The 19,112-nt window shown below is 43.6% G+C and carries 14 protein-coding genes; 6 read left to right on the top strand and 8 right to left on the bottom strand.

The genetic code is table 11. The features are described 5' to 3' along the window. Positions 1–60 precede the first annotated feature (60 nt). Complete coding sequence (locus tag BN6539_RS07800; RefSeq protein WP_067536135.1) at positions 61–1,248, bottom strand: metal-dependent hydrolase family protein; 1,188 nt, start codon at positions 1,246–1,248, stop codon at positions 61–63. Positions 1,249–1,313: 65 nt separating this feature from the next. Next, positions 1,314–2,582 carry an MFS transporter gene (locus BN6539_RS07795; RefSeq protein WP_067536132.1) on the bottom strand — a complete coding sequence of 423 codons (1,269 nt, stop codon included), beginning with the start codon at positions 2,580–2,582 and terminating at the stop codon, positions 1,314–1,316. A gap of 302 nt (positions 2,583–2,884) precedes the next feature. Between BN6539_RS07795 and BN6539_RS07790 the strand changes: the two genes are divergently transcribed. Next, on the top strand, positions 2,885–3,568 hold the full coding sequence (locus BN6539_RS07790) for a helix-turn-helix domain-containing protein (RefSeq protein ID WP_067536129.1): 684 nt from the start codon (positions 2,885–2,887) through the stop codon (positions 3,566–3,568). Positions 3,569–3,717: 149 nt separating this feature from the next. Here the strand turns inward: BN6539_RS07790 and BN6539_RS07785 are convergent, their stop codons facing one another. From BN6539_RS07785 to BN6539_RS07775, 3 genes are read right to left on the bottom strand one after another with little or no spacing between them, the layout of a single operon-like run. After that, a complete protein-coding gene (locus BN6539_RS07785; RefSeq protein WP_067538163.1) occupies positions 3,718–4,074 on the bottom strand; it encodes a molecular chaperone Hsp90 in 357 nt (118 codons plus the stop codon). 55 nt (positions 4,075–4,129) lie between these two features. Then, positions 4,130–4,627 (bottom strand): toll/interleukin-1 receptor domain-containing protein, encoded by a 498-nt coding sequence (locus BN6539_RS07780; RefSeq protein WP_067536127.1) that lies wholly within the window; start codon positions 4,625–4,627, stop codon positions 4,130–4,132. Positions 4,628–4,630: 3 nt separating this feature from the next. Continuing rightward, the gene (locus tag BN6539_RS07775) at positions 4,631–6,442 is read right to left on the bottom strand and encodes an N-6 DNA methylase (RefSeq protein WP_067536124.1); all 1,812 of its coding nucleotides are present in this window, start codon (positions 6,440–6,442) and stop codon (positions 4,631–4,633) included. A 160-nt stretch (positions 6,443–6,602) separates the two neighbouring features. Between BN6539_RS07775 and BN6539_RS07770 the strand changes: the two genes are divergently transcribed. The 3 genes from BN6539_RS07770 (at position 6,603) to BN6539_RS07760 (ending at position 11,143) form a co-directional block, all read left to right on the top strand. After that, positions 6,603–7,238 (top strand): TetR/AcrR family transcriptional regulator, encoded by a 636-nt coding sequence (locus BN6539_RS07770; RefSeq protein WP_067536120.1) that lies wholly within the window; start codon positions 6,603–6,605, stop codon positions 7,236–7,238. 74 nt (positions 7,239–7,312) lie between these two features. Continuing rightward, the gene (locus BN6539_RS07765; protein ID WP_330385061.1) at positions 7,313–8,014 is read left to right on the top strand and encodes an ATP-binding cassette domain-containing protein; all 702 of its coding nucleotides are present in this window, start codon (positions 7,313–7,315) and stop codon (positions 8,012–8,014) included. 12 nt (positions 8,015–8,026) lie between these two features. Then, complete coding sequence (locus BN6539_RS07760; protein WP_067536115.1) at positions 8,027–11,143, top strand: ABC transporter permease; 3,117 nt, start codon at positions 8,027–8,029, stop codon at positions 11,141–11,143. Positions 11,144–11,505: 362 nt separating this feature from the next. Here the strand turns inward: BN6539_RS07760 and BN6539_RS07755 are convergent, their stop codons facing one another. Together BN6539_RS07755 and BN6539_RS07750 are read right to left on the bottom strand one after the other, a co-directional pair. Next, positions 11,506–12,090: a DNA-3-methyladenine glycosylase I gene (locus BN6539_RS07755; RefSeq protein ID WP_067536113.1), complete on the bottom strand. Its 585-nt coding sequence runs from the start codon at positions 12,088–12,090 to the stop codon at positions 11,506–11,508. A gap of 15 nt (positions 12,091–12,105) precedes the next feature. Then, on the bottom strand, positions 12,106–12,615 hold the full coding sequence (locus tag BN6539_RS07750) for a pyridoxamine 5'-phosphate oxidase family protein (RefSeq protein ID WP_227142718.1): 510 nt from the start codon (positions 12,613–12,615) through the stop codon (positions 12,106–12,108). A gap of 262 nt (positions 12,616–12,877) precedes the next feature. On the opposite strand from BN6539_RS07750, the gene BN6539_RS07745 reads away from it, so the two are divergent. Together BN6539_RS07745 and BN6539_RS07740 are read left to right on the top strand one after the other, a co-directional pair. Further along, entirely contained in the window at positions 12,878–15,562 is a 2,685-nt protein-coding gene (locus BN6539_RS07745; RefSeq protein WP_067536110.1) for a sensor domain-containing phosphodiesterase, read from the top strand. 29 nt (positions 15,563–15,591) lie between these two features. Beyond that, on the top strand, positions 15,592–17,571 hold the full coding sequence (locus tag BN6539_RS07740; RefSeq protein ID WP_067536107.1) for a PAS domain-containing hybrid sensor histidine kinase/response regulator: 1,980 nt from the start codon (positions 15,592–15,594) through the stop codon (positions 17,569–17,571). Positions 17,572–17,671: 100 nt separating this feature from the next. Here BN6539_RS07740 and BN6539_RS07735 read toward each other — a convergent pair whose 3' ends face one another. Next, positions 17,672–19,084, bottom strand: coding sequence for a Na+/H+ antiporter NhaC family protein (locus BN6539_RS07735; RefSeq protein ID WP_067536104.1), 1,413 nt, complete (start codon positions 19,082–19,084; stop codon positions 17,672–17,674). Positions 19,085–19,112: the final 28 nt, after the last annotated feature.

Below are 19,112 nucleotides of genomic sequence, written 5' to 3'. Positions count from 1 at the left end.
CCCAAATTAAAAACGAGTGTATAGAAGACTTAACTCCTCTATACACTCCTATTTCACTAGTTATCGCTGCACAGCCTGGCCAGCTTTTAATACAAGTGCGACTTGGTTCAATACTTCGATATTTTCGTCCGGATTGCCTTCTAAGGCCACTAGGTTTGCCCTCTTGCCACAGGCAATTGTCCCCACTTGATCATCAATCATTAAAATCTCAGAATTGTTTTTGGTTGCCTGTATCAAACATTCCAGGGGCGTAAATCCTGCCATATTAACTCTTGCACGGAACTCATAAATACCGTTTCCGTGGCTGCCCTCGTAAACCCCTGCGTCCGTGGCCCAACCAATTTTAACTTTTGCCTCTCGTAACGCCTGCCAGCTTTCACGCTGTCTTTCCCACATTTTTCTTGCTTTTTCGACATAGTGCTTCGGTTTGCCTTCAGAAAACTCCAGAAAGTTAACGTTTGGCGACAGTGTCAGCATCGGAAAAGTCTGCTCACTATCCTTGAACATCCTGATACATTCATCATCCAGCAGCGAAGCGTGTTCTACAGTTCTGACGCCGCAGCGAATACACATCTTTGTACCTTCTTCGCCGTGGCAATGCACGGCTACTGGCAGGCCCACATATGCGGCTGCCCGGCAGGCTGCCTGCAATTCTTCCTCATAGAGAATCGGCGTGCCTGGAACTGCACCTGGATTCATAATCGCGCCAGTTCCCATAATTTTAATCCAATCTGCTCCCAGCTGATACTGGCGACGGACCGCTTTTGTAAATTCGTCCGGTGAGTCCGCTTCGGTATACATCCCGCCAAAGAAATCGTTGCCAGCTTCTGTCGGCGACAATATCATGCCGCTGGCTAAGATATCAGGTCCTACGGCCATCCCTTCCCGAATGCCTTTTGTGACGCTGAGCACGATATTATTGCGGTCGCCCAAATCTCGGACAGTGGTATAGCCCATTCTTAAATTATCCTGCGCTAAACGTAAGCAACGCATGGTCCGGTAAGCATCTGGCTGCACGTTTTCTTCCCAAGTGTCCATACCACACAGATCCAAATGCAGGTGTCCTTCAATCAGTCCCGGAATTACCGTTTTTCCTGTCATGTCCATGGTCATTTCTTCTGGCGCTGTAACGGTTTTCGCTGGCCTGATTTCCTGAATCACACCGTCTTCTATGACGATATCTCCCTGCCCATCTTCATATCCTTCTGTCAATTCTTGAATCAGCCTTGCGTTTCTTAATACTAACATATTTTTCCTCCTCATGATTCCTATCTTCTTATATTAAAGTTTTCCTTTTTTCCAGCAAGCGCTTCTTATACGACTTTTAGAGTTCCCATTTTTTTCAGATGTCTCTTCCAAAGACCCAGAGCAAAAATACCGAGTACCAGCATAGCGCCAACACATATGAAAAAGTATTGATACCCGGTTTCTGGATAAGTGTCTAAGAAACGACCTGCAATAATCGGGCAGAAAACCTCTGGCAGGTATCCTAAGGTACAGACAACTCCGATTGCCGTACCTGCCACGTTGGTAGGAATACCGCCTTCGTCCATCATGGAAAATACCAGTCCGTAATTAAAATACATACCAAAGTAAATGACAGCGCAGACAATAATAAACATTGGTGTAGACATGCCGTTCATTAGTGCAATGACAAAAGTGCAGACAGCCATCAGTCCAAAACCGACTACCATTGTGGATCCTCTGCCTAATTTGTCGCCTATGATACCGCCGCCAGCCGATGCAAATGGACGAATATACTGTGCCAGCATGGTCACCATGGCGTCGCCTGTAGCTGTAACCCCAAATGCAGACGTTGCATAAGGCGTGAAATAGTAAAAGGCAATATTCATCGTATACGTACAGCAAAGAATCAGTGAAAGAATCCAAACAGCTGGCATTTTCAGCACGGTAAGAACTTGTCCAAAGTTGAATTTCTCTCCGCTGCGCTCCATTTTCTCTTCTTTCATCAGGATAAAGATAAAAATGCCCAATAAAATCACGATGGCGGAATAAAAAATGATAACTCCGTTTAATCCCGCTAAATTGCTGGCGGTCTTACTAAAATAATTAAAAATTGCCAAAGTAATTGCCAAGTGGATAGCGTTAACGACACCTCTTCCGCCTTCCATAAAACCATAGGCTTTGCTCTGTTCATGTTCACTGGCTAAACCCCGCAGTGCTTTTAACAGAGCTGGCCAAAATGCAAACAGACTTGTGAATCCCCATACCATATAAATCACCAGAAGCATACCGTAACTAGGATTCAACAGGTGCAACAGACCGGCTAAGCCAGATAAGACCATCGAAACAGACAATAGCTTTCTCGGAGATATGATGTCTGCTAATACGCCTCCGAATAGATAAGAAATTGCACCGAAGATTCCAAACATGGAGCCAAACATCCCCATCTGTGTGTTGCTTAAATTGTAAACGTCAAGATATGCGTCATAATAGTATGATCGAAAGTACGGCAGTCCGTAAATCAGTGAACCTGCAGCAGTCAATAGAACTAGCTTCCAAATATTCTTCTTTAACTTTGAGTCAGTGCTCATGATCGTTTCTCCTTTTATCGTGTTCATAAGTAGTAAGTACTCCAAAGCTTTGTTGTTAAGAATTATAACTTAACTTCTGCTGCAGTTAAAATCACACCGTTTTACTCTCAATGCAAAATTTATTCATAAAATTCTCGTAATACGATAAATTGTGTTTTTATTCAGGGTTTCGATTTAATCAGTTATCAAACACCTTTATTTTTAACGCTTTTTCTATTATTAAGAGAAATTTTCGACAAATCCGCTGGCAAAGACGGATAATCAATGTTAAAATAATATAAAATGTTTCTGTGCTTTGTTTATGCAGACAAAAAGGAGGTGTCATTTTATTGGATCATTCATTTTATGAGACTCTCGGACTCAAGCTTCGGACTTACCGCAAGGCGAAACAGCTTACCTTAAGTGATCTCGCTAAAGTGCTCAACAAAAGTCTCGCTACCGTTGGAAAGTACGAAAAGGGGGAAATTTCAATAGATTTAGAAGTTCTCATCGATTGGTGCCGCTATTTAGAGATTGATATTGCATCCTTATTGCCAGGCACTGTCGAAAAAGAAGGTTCTCACGCCGCTCGCTATGAAAAATACTTTATGGACCGGCTCTATTTATATTGGTATAAAGGCGGAGAACGCAAAATACATTGCCACGTCATTGAAAATGACAATGTATCTATGAAGTCAATGTTCTATTTTGATGTGAATGATCAGAATAATTTCTATGATGCGGACTTTATTTATAATGGCCATGTTACCTACACTGATGCCAGCACATACTTTGTCTATTACAATACGGCGCCGCCCTTTGATCTGCTGACATTTTGCATGCCCTTCCTCACAAAAGATCAATACTACAAAATTGGCTTGATTTCTACAATCACCTTTTTCTATCAGCCAAATGCAATTAAAACTCTAGCCTCCAAGGTCCCTATCACAGATAGGGACTACCTCGTAAGCAAGCTCCAGCTTACCCCAGATGAAATTAAAAACATGAAACAGACTAACTTTTTTATCGTATAAGAGTAATCTAAAAAGTACGCGGCGGGAATGATCCAGATCATATGTACTAACTGCATCTGACGAAAGAACGAATGCCGACAAAACCTATAAAAGCAGGTTACATCGGCATTCGCTAGTTTATAAAAGAAATGATTAAATTATTGTGGCTTTTATTTGAGAAGCAGTTCCTTTTTCTCAAGGATTTCAGCCACAACATTGCAGGCTGGGCAGTCGCAATAATTTGCTCCCGCAGACTTGATTTCTTTTGCGTGGGCTGCTACACCTGCGGCATCTGCTCCAAAAACCTGCGCTCCTGCGTCGGATTCTGCAAAGGCGATTAAAGTGTCAATAGGCATGATATCTTCTTCCAGCTCGGCTACATAATTCTTTGTTTCTTCTGCCTCTCGGTCTGTTCCTACTGCCGCCAGCCAGCTTTCTGCCGCCGCCTTTGTCTCACTGCTGCAGGTTGCAGCGTCAATCAGCTCATGGGTTTTTTCCATGACAAAATCTAAAACTTCTTTATTCATAATCATTCGCCCTCTTTCTACTAATATTTGTCTACATTTTACCATGTTTATCCAGTCATTGCAAATTCACTTTTGCACAATCACATATTTTATTAACCGCTTTTATAAAGCCAGGAAGTCTCTTATTAAACTCTGCGGTTTGTGATTTTTTTCTAATGTCATATTCAAGCAGTTCGTCATAAACCATACTAATATCACTGCTGTCGTTTAATCTTCGCATCTGCATTCCCTGCAAAGGCGTGTCGCTTAACTGCTCAAAAGGCACTGAAATTAGAGGAAAGTGATGTTTGTTCATTCCCCAGGCAGCTCCCATTTCTACTAAGCAATATTTACTCTGTAGATATTCTTCTGTTATTAAAGAAATAACAATTTCACAGCTTGCTAATTCTTTTTTTACTCTTTCAGAAAAAATTCTACCAGTAGCTAGAGATTCTGAAAAATCAGTACAGAAAATATCATCTTTATTCACACCCATACCTAATTGTAGAAATTCATTAAAAACCTGCACTAATGTTTTATTTTTTGTACTATAGCTAATAAATGCCTTGGCCATCTTTTACTCCTCCTTAAATATCAGTTCTGACAACTCCTTTTTTTTCTCCTGATAGTTATTGATTAACTCTCGCCATACTCTGAAAAATTCGTTTCTATTTTCCTTTAACTGTTTACCCACTTCTTGCATTTTCAGCAGTTCAAAAGAAGGTATCTGTAGATTTTTTAGGTTTCCATTGCTCAATATTTTTATTGTCGTGCCTGACTGGATTCGGTCTAAATTGACTTGGCCCGTTTCTGAATTAAGATATTCAAAAAGCACATATGGATCATATTTGCAGTTATCTACACGAATTATCGTAATATTGCCGCTTATAAATGCTAGCGGAGGATCGTTTTCAACAATGGTCATTTTAATCGCAGTACCTTTGGACGTTATTAGAATATCATCTTCACAAATGCGAAATTTCTCTCGATATGCTGGATGTGCAGGGTCGATTCTTTCAGCAGTTTCATATATAATTCTGCCGTCCTGAATATCTTTGATATTGATAAAATAGGCATCGCCATTCCCTGTACTATCGTTTACTGATGCAACTTGTGCGCCTCTCACTATTTTAGAAATATCCTCAAGGCGAACAGATTGCGGATCATGTAACTCTGATCTTTGTTGTATATATTGCAACGGTTTAAAGGAACAAGTGTTAGGGCTTAGCATACTAGTCTCTTGAATTGCACTAATTCCCACAATGTCCCTATAATTCAAGAAACTTTCACAAGCATATTGAAGACCTTCTTCAGATATGGCATATGCATTTCTCTGTTGACGATAATAATACTTGCTAATATCGATAAATAGTATCTTGCCTTGTCGTTCAGCACGCTTCTTCTTATTAAAAATTAAAAGTTCAGTTCCTGTTCTTGTATTAGAATATAAATTAGGCGGTAATGTAATAACAGCTTCTAACCAATCTTTTAATATAATCTCTTCACGCAAGGGCTTCTCATTTGCGCGAATTAAGGTACTCGTTGTGGCCAGAATCATTGCCTGACCATGATTGCTTAAATGATACAGTGCGTCTTGGATAAATATCCAATCTGAATAAATATTGCTTATTTTAATGTCACTGATACGAGGATCATTCTCATAATTAGGAAGACTTTTATTTCTCCCTCGTGGAATGTCCATAACAAGAAGATCAAATAGTCTGGGATGGACCTTTTGCGGATTTGCCAATAAATCTCGTTTTTCAACTTTATAAGCTTGTACACCATGTGCACATAAATTAACCGTCGCTATGTCACAAAGAATCGGATCAATGTCAGTGCAATACAAGAACCTCTCACTGTCATTTTTACTATAATGTTTCCATAATTTTAATCCAACTGCAGCTGATCCGCTGCAGAAATCTGCAATAGCATTTGGTTTAGATTCCCTCAATAATTTTGTTATTAAATGCACAGTACTGCTAGGCGTAGCAACAAATAATCCCATATTTCCTGCTAATTCTAATATAAGGCTGAGCAAGATGTCAAATTTCTCAATAATTAATTGCTGTTCCTCTGCACAGGTATTATTTTGTTCTAACATAAAATAAGAGAAGGTTCGTCTTACTTCTTGTATTGTTACTTGCACTTCAAGATCACAGTCTATCGTATTCCAATCCACTCTTTCAGCAAATCGACGGGCTGCCGGATGTACTTGTTTAAACAAGCTTCTTAAGTCTCCTTCTGAAAGGTTAACGTCAGGATTATGACCAATTAATTTATGTTCAAAATAACTAGAGAACAGCAACATAAGCAACAGATAAAATACTTGTTCTGCTGTAAGCTTTTTCTCAAGTTGATTCCATATCCATTCCACTCGTTTTTTCAATGCGAATTCCTCCTTGTTAGTCAAACTATACCATATAAGCTGAGAAAAATCAATATGTATTTGAATACATATAGTCATTTGGTGCCCAATTGGTTTTTTCAGTTGACAATTCATCTCTACCGGGTTAAAATAACATTGTTATTTACTTGGAGGTGAGCAGATGTCGAGAAAAGCGGGCACAGTATCAGAGGACACGCAAAAAAATCTTATAAAAGCTGCAATTAGTGAATTTGCAGAACATGGATACCAAAAATCTTCTTTGCGACGCATTTGTGCTAAAGCTGGCGTCACTACAGGAGCGCTCTATTTCTTTTTTGAAGATAAAGAAGATTTGTTTACTAGCGTTGTCGCCCCGGTGACGAACAATGTTCTGACCTTGATGAAAGAGCACTACGAAACGGAACTTGCCAGCGACGCTGAGGAACTGATTACAGACGAAAGAGAAGATGTACGAGCCGGAGAGGAATTTATAGAGTTCTATTACCGGAACAAAATACTAGTTAACATCGTCTTAGACAATCAAGAGCATCCGGCAGTAAAGGAATTTTTTGAGCAGCTGACAGAATTGATGAACCGCCAAACAATTTTATTGCTGAAAACACTTGCGCCTGATTCTTCAGACAGCCCCATCTTTAACGAGTGTACGGTTCACTGGTTTTCCCATATGCTGATTGATTCCGTCATCCATATCCTCTCCCACGATTTCGACGAGCCGCGAGCGAAAGAACAGTTAAAAATTATTACCCGCTTTCTGCGTGGCGGCATGCTGTCTCTGCTTTCAGAGAGCACAATATAAACTATATGAAGGACCACAGAGTCCTTTTTAAATAACATTAACATAACATTGTTATTTTATTTCGAGGAGGTTTTATGATGTACATAACCATAAATAACATTAAGAAAAGCTACGGCGAAGGCAGCAGCTTCGTCCAGGTATTAGACGGCATCACTACACAAGTTCAGAAAGGCCAAATATGCGCGATCCTGGGGCCATCCGGCTCCGGTAAATCTACTCTTCTAAATGCTGTCGGCGGCCTGGATACAGTTGACAGCGGCAGTATACAAATCGAGAATAGAGACATCACGACTCTGTCGCAGGACGCCCTTTCGGACTATCGCCGCGATACTTTAGGATTTGTCTTTCAATTTTACAACTTGATTCCAAACCTGACAGTGCAGGAGAATATTGAAGTCTGCAGTTACCTTTCAGAATCACCGCTGGATATAAACGAGCTTTTGGAAATTCTGGGTTTGACCGAACATCGAAGTAAATTTCCTTCTCAGCTCTCCGGCGGTCAGCAGCAGCGCTGCTCTTTGGCTCGCGCCTTGATTAAAAGGCCAAAGCTGCTTCTCTGCGACGAACCGACTGGCGCTCTGGATTCTAAAACAGCAAAAGAAATACTGCAGCTTTTGGAAGATATTAATCAGAGATTTAAAACCACCATGCTGATTGTTACCCACAATGATATCATCAGCAGCATGACACATAAAGTCATCAAAATCAGAGACGGCCAGATTTATGAAGAATATGTTAATACCAATCGAATTCCTGCTGAAAAGCTGGAATGGTAAAAGGAGGCCGCTATGCAGAAGATATTGCTCAGGCGCACCGTGCGCGATCTAAAAGCCAATCTGTTCCGCTATCTGACCCTTTTTTTGCTCATTGTGCTTTCCATGTTCATTGTAATCAGCACCGTGGCTTCAGCAAAAAGTGTCATAACGACAGTGAACCAAAAAGCAGCGAAAAACCATCTGGAAGACGGTCAGTTCGGTCTGTTTCTTCCTTTAGATCCGGTCGCAATTTCAGAGATTGAAGCCATGGGTATTACCTTGGAGGCCTGTTTCTCACTTGATCTAGCAATGGAAGACGATTCCATCCTGCGGGTTATGAGGAATCGTAAAAAAATCAATCTTTTAGAACTGGAACAAGGCCATCAGGCGGCAGCTGACAGGGAGATTGTTCTCGAGCGGCTTTATGCTGACGCTCACGGCCTTTCGCCTGGCGATACGCTGTCTGTCTCCGGCACAAATTATACGATTACAGGCATCGCCACCTCCCCTGACTATGACTGCTGTCTGCAGACCATGTCCGCTGTTTCCGCAGATGGAAAAGCCTTTGGCACCGCCTTTGTGACACCAGAGGCTTATGCAAAGCTGACATCCAGCAAGGAAATTATGCGCGGTGAAGAATACCGCTATAGCTATCGTCTGGGCCGCGGTGCAAAAGCTGCCCAATTGCAGGACTACTTAGCAGAAATTCAAATTGTCCCAAACCAGGTAAAGAACCCCTACTTTAGACAGATGGTGAAAGATTCGTCTGCCGGTCGGGAAGAAATTTCTGAAGATGTTAAGCGGCTTTCTGAGGGCGCAGAGGAAATAGACGACGCCCTGAAAGGCCTTTCCGATGGATCAACTGACTTAAATACCGGCATACAGCAGGTATACGCAGGTCTTTCTGCGCTGCAGCAAAATAACGGCAGTCTGACGAGTGGCTCTAAAGAAATTCTCTCTGCATTGAAAAAACTGGAATCAGCAGTAAACAAGCTTTCTTTCTCCTCTTCTTCTATTCAAAAGATGCGTGATGTGTCTGCTCGCCTTCTGACAGGTACGCAGAAATTGGATACTACTCTGCAGAGGCGTTCCCGCCAAGTAACCTTTGCTAATTTTGAGTCGATGGCTAAATCGACTCTAAGAGATGCGGGGATGAATCCTTCAGCGCTGTCGCATGATGCGCAGATTCTGCTTGGCACCATGGAATCTTATTTGACAGATGTCAGCACATATTTAACAGAAGCCGCAAAAGGCTCTGCAGACTTGAGCAAAAACTTCAAAGCCTTTGATATTTCCATGGCCTCCTTGTCCAAAGCCCTAAAAGAGTTTGATGCCGATCTTAAGAAATTGGGCAATGCAGTGACACATCTGCGAAAGGAATATGAACGACTAGACAACAGTATTTCAGCCTACGCCGACAGTGTTTCTCAGATTTCTGACGGCTTCAGACAGATTGCAGAGGGATCTCAAGCTTTGACAGACACTACAAAATCACTGTATGAGAATAGCAGTGCATTTTATTCGGCAACAAAAGCGCTGCAAACAAAGACAAATGGTTTGCTGAATCAATACGCTCCTTTTGAGATTCACAATCTTACAGATTTCGTCCTAGGGAAAGATAATCCAAGAATCAAAGGTGCCAACAACGATGTGCAGGTCAATATTAACATCGGCATTATGGCTGGCATCGTCGTCTTGATTCTGATTACTTACGTGATTTCTGTCTTCGTAATCCACTCTATCGATCGTGAAAGCACCGTGATTGGCGCCCTTTATGCTTTGGGAGCAAAACGTCGTCAGCTCATGCTCCACTACACCATGCTGCCTGTCGTGCTGTGCCTCTTCGGCGGTATCCTGGGAACAGCGCTGGGCTACTCAGACTTTGGCATCTATTTGATGGCAGATCAATCACGCACCTATTTCTCAATCCCTGCGGTGGAAATCGCCTACAGCCCTTATCTGCTCGCCTATGGACTTCTATTGCCACCGCTGATTGCTTTTGCCGTCAACCAATTAGTCATCCGAAAGAGACTGAACCGCAGCGCACTCTCTCTGCTGCGCAAAGAGCAGCCGGTCAAAAAGGTCAATCAAGTAAAGCTGTCCGGTTTTGGTTTTATGAGAGCCTTTCAAATAAGGCAGTTTCTGCGGGAAAAACGCAGTTGTCTGGCCGTCCTTGCCGGCATGTTCGTTTCACTGCTGATTTTAATACTGGGCCTCAATTGCTATGCCCTTTGCCATAACGTAAAAGTACAGAATATCCAGGACACGAAGTATACCTATATGTATCAGTACAAATACCCCGACAAAACTATACCTGCTGACGGACATGGCGCTTATGTAGAAGGATTGAAGAAAGAAGTATACGGCTATAATAAGGAAGTCAGCTTCATCGGAATTGACGAAACAAACCCATATTTTCCGGTTATCAAAAGCCAGCGCAAGAATGAAATCAGCATATCTTCTTCTGTCGCCAAAAAGTACGGTCTGTCTGCCGGCGACAAGGTTCTCTTCAGCGATGAGATCAATGAGAGGGACTTTGGATTTACTGTAAAGGAGGTCGTTCCTTATTCGGTGGGACTTTCCTGTTTCATGGATTTGGATAGTATGCGTGCCCTTTTCGGCCAGGAAGATGATTATTACAATGTGGTCTATGCCAATCGTGAATTGGATATAGATGCAGGCAGGCTCTATTCTGTCACTACCAAAGATGATATCAAAAAAAGTGCAGAAATTTTCATGGATATCATGGCACCACTGGTAACCATGCTGATTACGGTCGCTTTGATGCTCTTTTTGATTGTCATGTATCAGATGATGAAGGTCATGGTAAATAGGTCTGCAGAAAGTATCGCGCTGATGAAAATCTTCGGTTATCGAAGCCGAGAAATCCGCAAACTCTATCTTGACGGCAACTTCCTTTTGGTTGCAGTAGGCGCTCTGGCTGTCATCCCCATAGCGAAGCTGCTCATGGATGCCGTCTATCCGTTCTTCATCGCTAACGTAGCCTGTGGAATCGATATGACCTGGCCGCCTGTACTTTATGGAATCGTCTATATCAGCATCCTCTTGTCTTATCTGATGATTCGTATTGTTCTAATGAGACGGCTCAGAAAGCTGGCACCGGTAGATGTGTTAAAGAATAGAGAATAGAGAATAGAGAATGGAAGAAAGGAATAAACCTAAAGAGGGCGTTCTTTTGTTAGAGCGCTGTCTCTTTAGGTTTATTCCTTGTGTATTCCTCATTATAGCCGACGGTCTTGCAAATGACAAAATTACAAGAATAAAAAGAGTAATAAAACAGAGTATCTGTCCAATCGTACAGATGTTATCTAAAGTCTTAGCAAATTTATCAAGCGGACGTTTTCTTTTCTCTTTCATCGTTCCCCAATATTGCTCTTCCTGTTCTGCAACTCATTAAATAACTCATCCCTGTTGCTCGCGGAAACTTGTATATAAACGCGATAGTTTACGCAGTATACGGTAATACAGTTATGCAGACAGTCCTTTTCGTTTCATTCTTGAATTTCCACAGGATAATTCTCCATAATATATTGATATTGAAAACATTTCTTTTCGTGATCGTTGATGATACCGCAGGCCTGCAGATGGGAGTAAACCGTAATCGAACCCAGATACTTAAATCCCCTCTGTTTCAATTCTTTGCTCACTAGGTCAGACAGCTCGTTGCTTGCTACATGCTGTTTTTGATGACTTTGATATACAATGGTCTTGTGTTTGCTGTAGGCCCATAGAAATTCATCAAAAGTGCCAAACTCGTCTATGATCTTCCTATACTGTATCGCGTTGTTGATAATTGCGCGAATCTTTCGTTCCGACTTGATCATATTCTCTGTCAGCATGATGGACCTGATCTTTTGTTCGTCATATAACGCAATCTTATCATAGTCAAAATCGTCAAAGCACATTCGAAAAGTCTCCCGCTTCTTTAACATTAAATTCCAGCTTAGACCGCACTGCATGACTTCCATCAATAAGTATTCAAAGTGTTTACGGTCATCGTGGAGCGGAATACCCCACTCCTCATCGTGATAGGCTTCTGAAAGGATGTCAGATTGACACCATGTACATTTGCTCATGCTCAGATTCCTCCTCTATTCTGTCGCTTTCTGCATTGCAGGCGGCAGCGGCCGCCGTTTTGCCGTATATTCTGCGACATGTATTTTGATTACATGAACCACAGAAACCATCTTGTCCTGAAAGACAAAGTCTTTGCCCGTCTGAGATTTCATGAAAATGGAGAGAGCTTCTTTCTTTTCTTCCGTATCTTCTAAAATCTCCGCCCTGCCTTCTCCCATAATAGAAGCGTAGGAGGTGCCGTATTGGCAGGCTGCGTTTCCGTCAAAGGCTAGAACATCACACTCCATTTCAAAAAATACCTTTGGATTGTTCCGCATCACCTCAATCTTGCGTCCCTGGGTTGCTCCATGCAGATACAGGGTCAGCTTGCCCTCCTCCATGGTATAGCCGTAGTTCATGGGCACCACATAAGGTGTATCGCCATCTACGAGGCCCAAGTGCAAAATCCTGCATTTTTTCAGGATTTCTATCATCTCATCTCTGTCTGTTACTTCACGTTCACGGCGGGTAATTCCTCTATTCATATTCATTCTCCACTTCTTCTAAAAAGAGTTCGATTCATTACTTTATATTATACTTGCTGGCAAGACCGAAATCAATCTGCACTTCTTTTTTAGATCTTTTGTAAGCAATGCCGTTGACATAGAGAAATATTTTTGAACCGGGCTTTATTTATTCAGCTAAATGCTTTATAATAAAACGCAAAGACATATATACATGAGCAAGGTATTTTGCTCGATGAACTGATACTAGAGAACAATAATCTAATTAATCGGAGGCGATGTAATGCAAAGACGAATTATACCGACGCTTCTCACCATAGCGTTACTTGTTTCCAGCCTGCTCTCGATTTTGACAATCCATAGCCTTCAGGGAAATGCACGGATCATCAATTATACGGGCGTAGTGCGGGGAGCTACCCAGCGGCTGGTCAAGCAGGAACTGCATGGAGAGCCCAACGATAGGCTGTTTCAGCGGCTAGATGGCATCCTTACAGAACTTGCTTCCGGCAAGGGAAAAAACAGCCTGGAATATCTTGATGACGATGACTATCAGGAACTGATCGATCAGATGCAGACGCAATGGGATAGTTTAAAGGACGAAATCCGAGCAGTACGCCAGGGGGCGAATGGCACACGGCTCTATACACTCAGTGAAAACTACTTTTCTTTGGCAGACCAAGCCGTCTTGGCTGCGGAGATTTATGCAGAGAAACAGGTACAGCAGGCAGAGTTAATCCTGATTGTCTTTGGCGCTGTTTTTCTGCTGCTAGCGGCTCTGCTGGCTTGGATACAGTCTCGCAGACAGAAGGTGCTGATTCAAGCAGAGGATGCCAACAGAGTAGAAAGTGAAAAATTAGAACAGATGTCTCAGGATTTGCGCGCTCCGATGGATCAGGTCTCTGAACTGATGTATATTGCCGATCCAATAACCTACGAACTGCTGTACATAAACGAAGCGGGACGAAAAACCTTTGGTATTACAGAGCTATCCGGACAGAAGTGTTACACAGCTCTACAGGGAAAAGACGCTCCTTGTGACTTCTGTACGACCTCTTTTCTTAAATCCGGGGAGAATTATACCTGGGAGACTACTAACCCGCTCACTAAAAGGCACTACCTGCTGAAAGACCGTCTGATTCAGTGGGAAGGACGTTCTGCGCGGTTAGAGATTGCCTTTGATATTACGGAGACAGAGGCGGAAAAGCAGTCTCTAAAAACGGCTCTGGACGCAGAATCCATGATTATGGCGTGTGTACGCACTTTGTACCGGGAACAGGATATCGGAAAATCCATTCCAGCTGTGCTAAAGGACCTTGGCATATTTTTAGCTGCAGACCGCGCCTACCTGGCAACAGTGCGCGACAACTTGCTATACAATGATTATGAATGGTGCAGAGACGGCGTTTCTCCCCAGCAGGAGATGCTCCAGGCGCTTCCAATGTCCTCCATCGAAAGCTGGCAGCCTGCCTTTAGCAGGCAGGAGTGCGTGATACTAGAGGACCTGGAAGAGCTGCGGCAAACTTATCCAGAAGAATACCAGCTATTGCACGGCCAAGGTATCCACAGCCTTGTAGCCGCTCCTATGGAACTGGATGGCCAGCTTTTTGGCCTGGTAGGCGTGGACAACCCGCCGCCGGAGCGCATAAGGAGCATCGCATCGCTGTTACAGACACTGTGTTATTTCCTTATGCTTGCCTACCGCCGCACAGAGGATGAGCAGAAACTATATCATTTGAGCTACTATGATACTCTCACTTCCTTCTATAATCGCAATCGGTACATGGAGGACTGCAGCAGACTCTCCGATATGTCTGGTCCAATGGGGGTCGTATATTTGGATATAAACGGCCTAAAGGATATCAACGACCAAAAAGGACATGCTTTTGGAGATCAGGTGCTGGCGGAGTGTGCTAGACAGATGCGAGAAGTCTTTCAAGCGGCTGACTTCTATCGTATAGGCGGAGATGAATTTGTCATTATTTGCCCAAATCTGGATCGAGACACTTTCGAGTATCAAGTCTCTATTTTGCGCAGCCGCTTTAGAAACGGCGGGCTTTGCCGCGCTGCAATTGGCTCCCAGTGGACCACCCAGTATCAGGATGTACAGCAGCTTGTGGCCGATGCCGATGCACAGATGTACGAGGACAAGAAGGATTTTTATCGCAAAAATCCTGCCAGCAAACGTTATCGTCATCACAGTGACGAGGTATTGCGACTCTCAGATCCGGAAATTCTGCGAGAGGAAATCCTCCAGGATCGATTTGTGGTCTATCTGCAGCCTAAAGTCTCCTTTCAGGGTTCCGCCGTGGGTGCAGAAGCTCTGATCCGCTATTATTCACGCTCCGGCTCTCTGGTGCTGCCGGGCAATTTTCTCCCGCTATTGGAGGAGAGTCAGACAGTTAGTCAGATAGATTTTTATGTTTTTGAACAAATTTGTGTGCAGCTGCAGGAATGGCAAAAGAGAGGCGTACGCACGCTCCCCATTTCGGTCAACTTTTCCCGCTGCTCTCTTTCTCAGCCAGACTTTGTTGCTCAGCTTTCTGCCTTGTGCCAGAAGTATGGCGTAGAAAAACACTGCCTGGAGGTAGAGCTTACGGAGACTGCCCAGGTGGCAGACTTTTTGGATCTGCAGAATCTGATTCAAGCACTCAGGCAGGAAGGATTTTTAGTCTCCATCGACGATTTTGGAACGGAGTACGCCAACCTAGCACTGCTATCTAAAGTGGATTTCGATGTTCTCAAGCTGGATAAAAGTCTGATAGACGATGTGGCCAACAACGCAAAGGCAAGGACCGTCGTGGAAACAATTATAGGAATCTGCAGGAGAATGCACATTGAGGTGGTAGCGGAAGGAATTGAAACGGTAGAACAGTTGGATGTGCTGCGGGCATGCGGCGTGGAACTAGTCCAAGGTTTTCTGTTCAGCAAACCGATCCCTATTGGAGAATACGAGAAAAAATACCTGTAGTGTTACACTGTAATAAGGAGACTGTATAAATGATAAAAAACTATGCGAACAAGGTAATGGATTATGAGTATAACGCTTTTATGACGCTCATGAACGTCAGTGTAAGCAAGCACCTCTTTGATGAGCATTTTACCGTCCTCTGGGCTAACGACTATTTTTATCGGCTGATTGGTTATACAAAGGACGAATATGAGGCGTTATTTCATAATCACGTGGACGAATATTTTAAAAACGATCCCGACGCCGTCGCCCTTATGGGGGAAATCATCACAAAAGCATACCAGCAGCAGGAACCTGGCTATGAATTTGAATGTCCCATGCAAGTGAAAAGTGGAAAGACGACCTGGATACGAGTGACGGGGCGCTTCACCGACGAAATATTTGAAGGGATTCCTGTCATCTATACGATATATACGGATATCACTGATCTCAAGGCAATGCAGCGGAAGCTTTCAGAGGCACTGAAACTGGCAGAAAGCGCCAATCGGGCAAAGTCGAATTTTCTGTCGCAAATGAGTCACGACATCCGCACACCCATGAACGCAATTATCGGCATGACTGAGATTGCGGCGATGCACATCAACGACCCGACGAAAACACAAGATTGCCTGAAAAAAATCGCCCTGTCCTCTCAGCACCTTTTGGGTCTCATCAACGACGTGCTGGATATGTCGAAAATTGAAAGCGGCAATATAGTGATTAATTTGGAACATGTGTCGCTGCCTAGCATACTGGAAAACGTCGTGGCGATTATGCAGCCCACCGTCAAGGAACGAAAACAGCAATTTGATGTCCGTCTTCTGCATGTAGAGCATGAAGAATTGTTCAGCGATCCTCTGCGGCTGCGTCAAATCTTTATTAATATTTTATCGAACGCCTCCAAGTTTACACCAGAAGGCGGCAAAATTACATTTGAAATTGAAGAGCTTTCCTGTGAAATTCCAGAATCTTCCCTGTTTCGTTTTACCTTTTCTGATACTGGCATGGGCATTAAGCCTGAGTTTCTGCCCTATCTGTTTGATGCCTTTACGCGTGAGCGCGACAGCCGTGTGGACAAAACCGAAGGCAGCGGACTGGGACTGGCAATTACCCATAAACTGACCGAACTGTTTGGCGGCACAATCAGCGTTAAAAGCCAACTAGGCGAAGGAACCACCTTCTGTGTTGAATTGCCCTTAAAAATTGACTCCCTTGGGTGGGAACCAATCAGCTGTGAAGGTCTAAAAGTTTTGGTGGTAGATAACGATATCGACGTGTGCAAGCACCTGGCACAGACCCTTGCGGAATTGGGCGCAGAAGCCCTCTGGTGCTGGAACGGAGCCGATGCTGTAAAGACGGTGGCGCAGGAACGTCTGTCAGGTCAAAAGTTTAATCTCGTACTGCTGGATTGGCAGATGCCCGGTATGGATGGCGTGCAGACTTCCCTTGCGATTCGACGACAGGCAGATGCAGATGTGCCTATTTTAATTACCTCCGCCTATGATTGGGTGGACATTGAAGCGGAGGCAAAAAGTGCTGGTGTCAACGGCTTCTTGCAAAAGCCTTTGTTTAAATCCACCTTGTGCTCAGGAATTCAGCGTTATTTGGCAGGCCAGCAGCCTGTTTTGCAAAAAATCACCTCGCCTCAACTGCAAGGCAGACGGATTCTGCTCGTTGAAGACAATCTGCTTAATAGAGAAATTGCCGTTGAGTTATTGTCCTCACTGGGCGCATCGGTGGAGACTGCTGCCGATGGCGCGATAGGCGTAGCACAGTTCCGCCAGTCTAGTGAAGGGTATTACGACCTTGTCCTGATGGACGTACAAATGCCTAATATGAATGGATATGAAGCAACTCGCCAGATTAGGACCCTGCCTCGCCAGGATTCTTCTGCCATCCCAATTATTGCAATGACCGCAGACGCTTTTGCAGAGGATGTAGAAGCAACCAGAAAAGCAGGAATGAACAGTCATCTACCGAAGCCTTTTAACCTGGATTCCCTGCGTAAAGAAATCGGCAGGTTCTTATAGGGTGGAAGAGAAAGAAAGATTCCGGCCAATTGAGCAATCAATTGACCGGAATCTTTCCATTAAAGTTTTTATCATTACCAGCAGTATTTCCTGCGGCTATTTAGGCCATAACGAAACCAGCGATTACATATCCGATAAAGGAGACTGCTGTAACAATTCCTATGTACGGCAGTTGTGCAACTGCATAATCTACGTTATTGATTCGGCAAGCTGAAGCTGACAGCAGCGTTACGTCTGAATAGAAGCAGGCCTGTGCGCCAAAGCACGCCGCTGAAATAATTGCTCCCAGCGTCAGCGGAATGCTGGCGCCACTGGAAGCGGCTAGGGGCAGAATAATCGGGGTACATACTGCCGGTACACTCCAGATATTACCCGTTGCAAAGCAAACCAAGCCGATGAGGATGAATGCAATTGCCGGAAGCCATTCTGCACTCATATATGGGCCTGCAACATCGATCAGGTAATCAGGTAACCCGATGAGACCGATGGACTCTCTGTAGAATAATGAAGTAACCAGTACCACTGCTATAAACAACATATCCTCAAGACCTTTGTAGCAGGCGTCACAGAATTTTCCCAGGCTCATCATTCTTGTTGGAACGAACAGGAGGAAGCAGGCAAAGATGCCGCAGCTTACACCGTAAAGAATATCATCTAACCACAAGGTTACGATGATGACCACCGCCATCGGTACAACAAATGCCCAAAGATGCGGCGTTACTTCTTTTTCTTCTTTTGCACTATCGTCACTAATCGCACCCATGACTTCACCCAGTTCGTCGCCCTGGTTCTGCATGTTGCTCGATGCCGGCCAAAGCTGTCCTGTTTCTGCGACTCTCTGATATGCTTTCTTAATACCGCCCATCTTTGGCACGACTCCCCAAATCACCAGGAGTACGAAGATGACACATAGGAATGGATAGAAGAAATATGGCATGATATGATAGTAAATACTCATTGCACTGTCGCCAACCACTGCAGCTTCTTTCTGCTGTTCAAAGACGCCAGAGAAGAATACGACCCATGCGGAAATCGGTATGATTAAGCAAACTGGCGCCGAGGTTGTATTGATGATGTAGCAGAGCATTTCTCTCGGCGTTTTATGTTCGTCTGAAAGAGTCATTACACAGTTTGCAGTAACCAGAATGCTGAGATAGTCATCGATGAAGATGATAATACCGCATAACCAGGTCAAAAATAGTACTTGTTTTTCTGACTTGACATATTTTCTAGCCAAGTTGCCTACTGCTACGGCGCCTTGTGACTGTCTAAGCAGCTGTACGAAACATCCAAATAACAGACAAATGATTACGATATAGTTGTTGTCTGCATCGCATGCTGCTGATTGTAATGCATCCATCATTGGCATGAAAAACGCTGCCTTGTAGTAAAATATGTATCCAAGTATACCAGATAACATGATACTTAGAATACACTTCTTAGTTACCAGCGCGAATACTAAGAAGCTGATTGCTGGAATTAAGGTGATGATTCCTAAATTAGTTCCGTCCATAGTGTTTCCTTCCTATTAAACTAGCAAT

It is taken from the genome of Emergencia timonensis, assembly GCF_900086585.1.
GTDB lineage: Bacteria > Bacillota > Clostridia > Peptostreptococcales > Anaerovoracaceae > Senimuribacter > Senimuribacter timonensis.
Note: the sequence above shows the minus strand (reverse complement) of the source record. Positions and strands in the feature narration are given on the sequence as shown.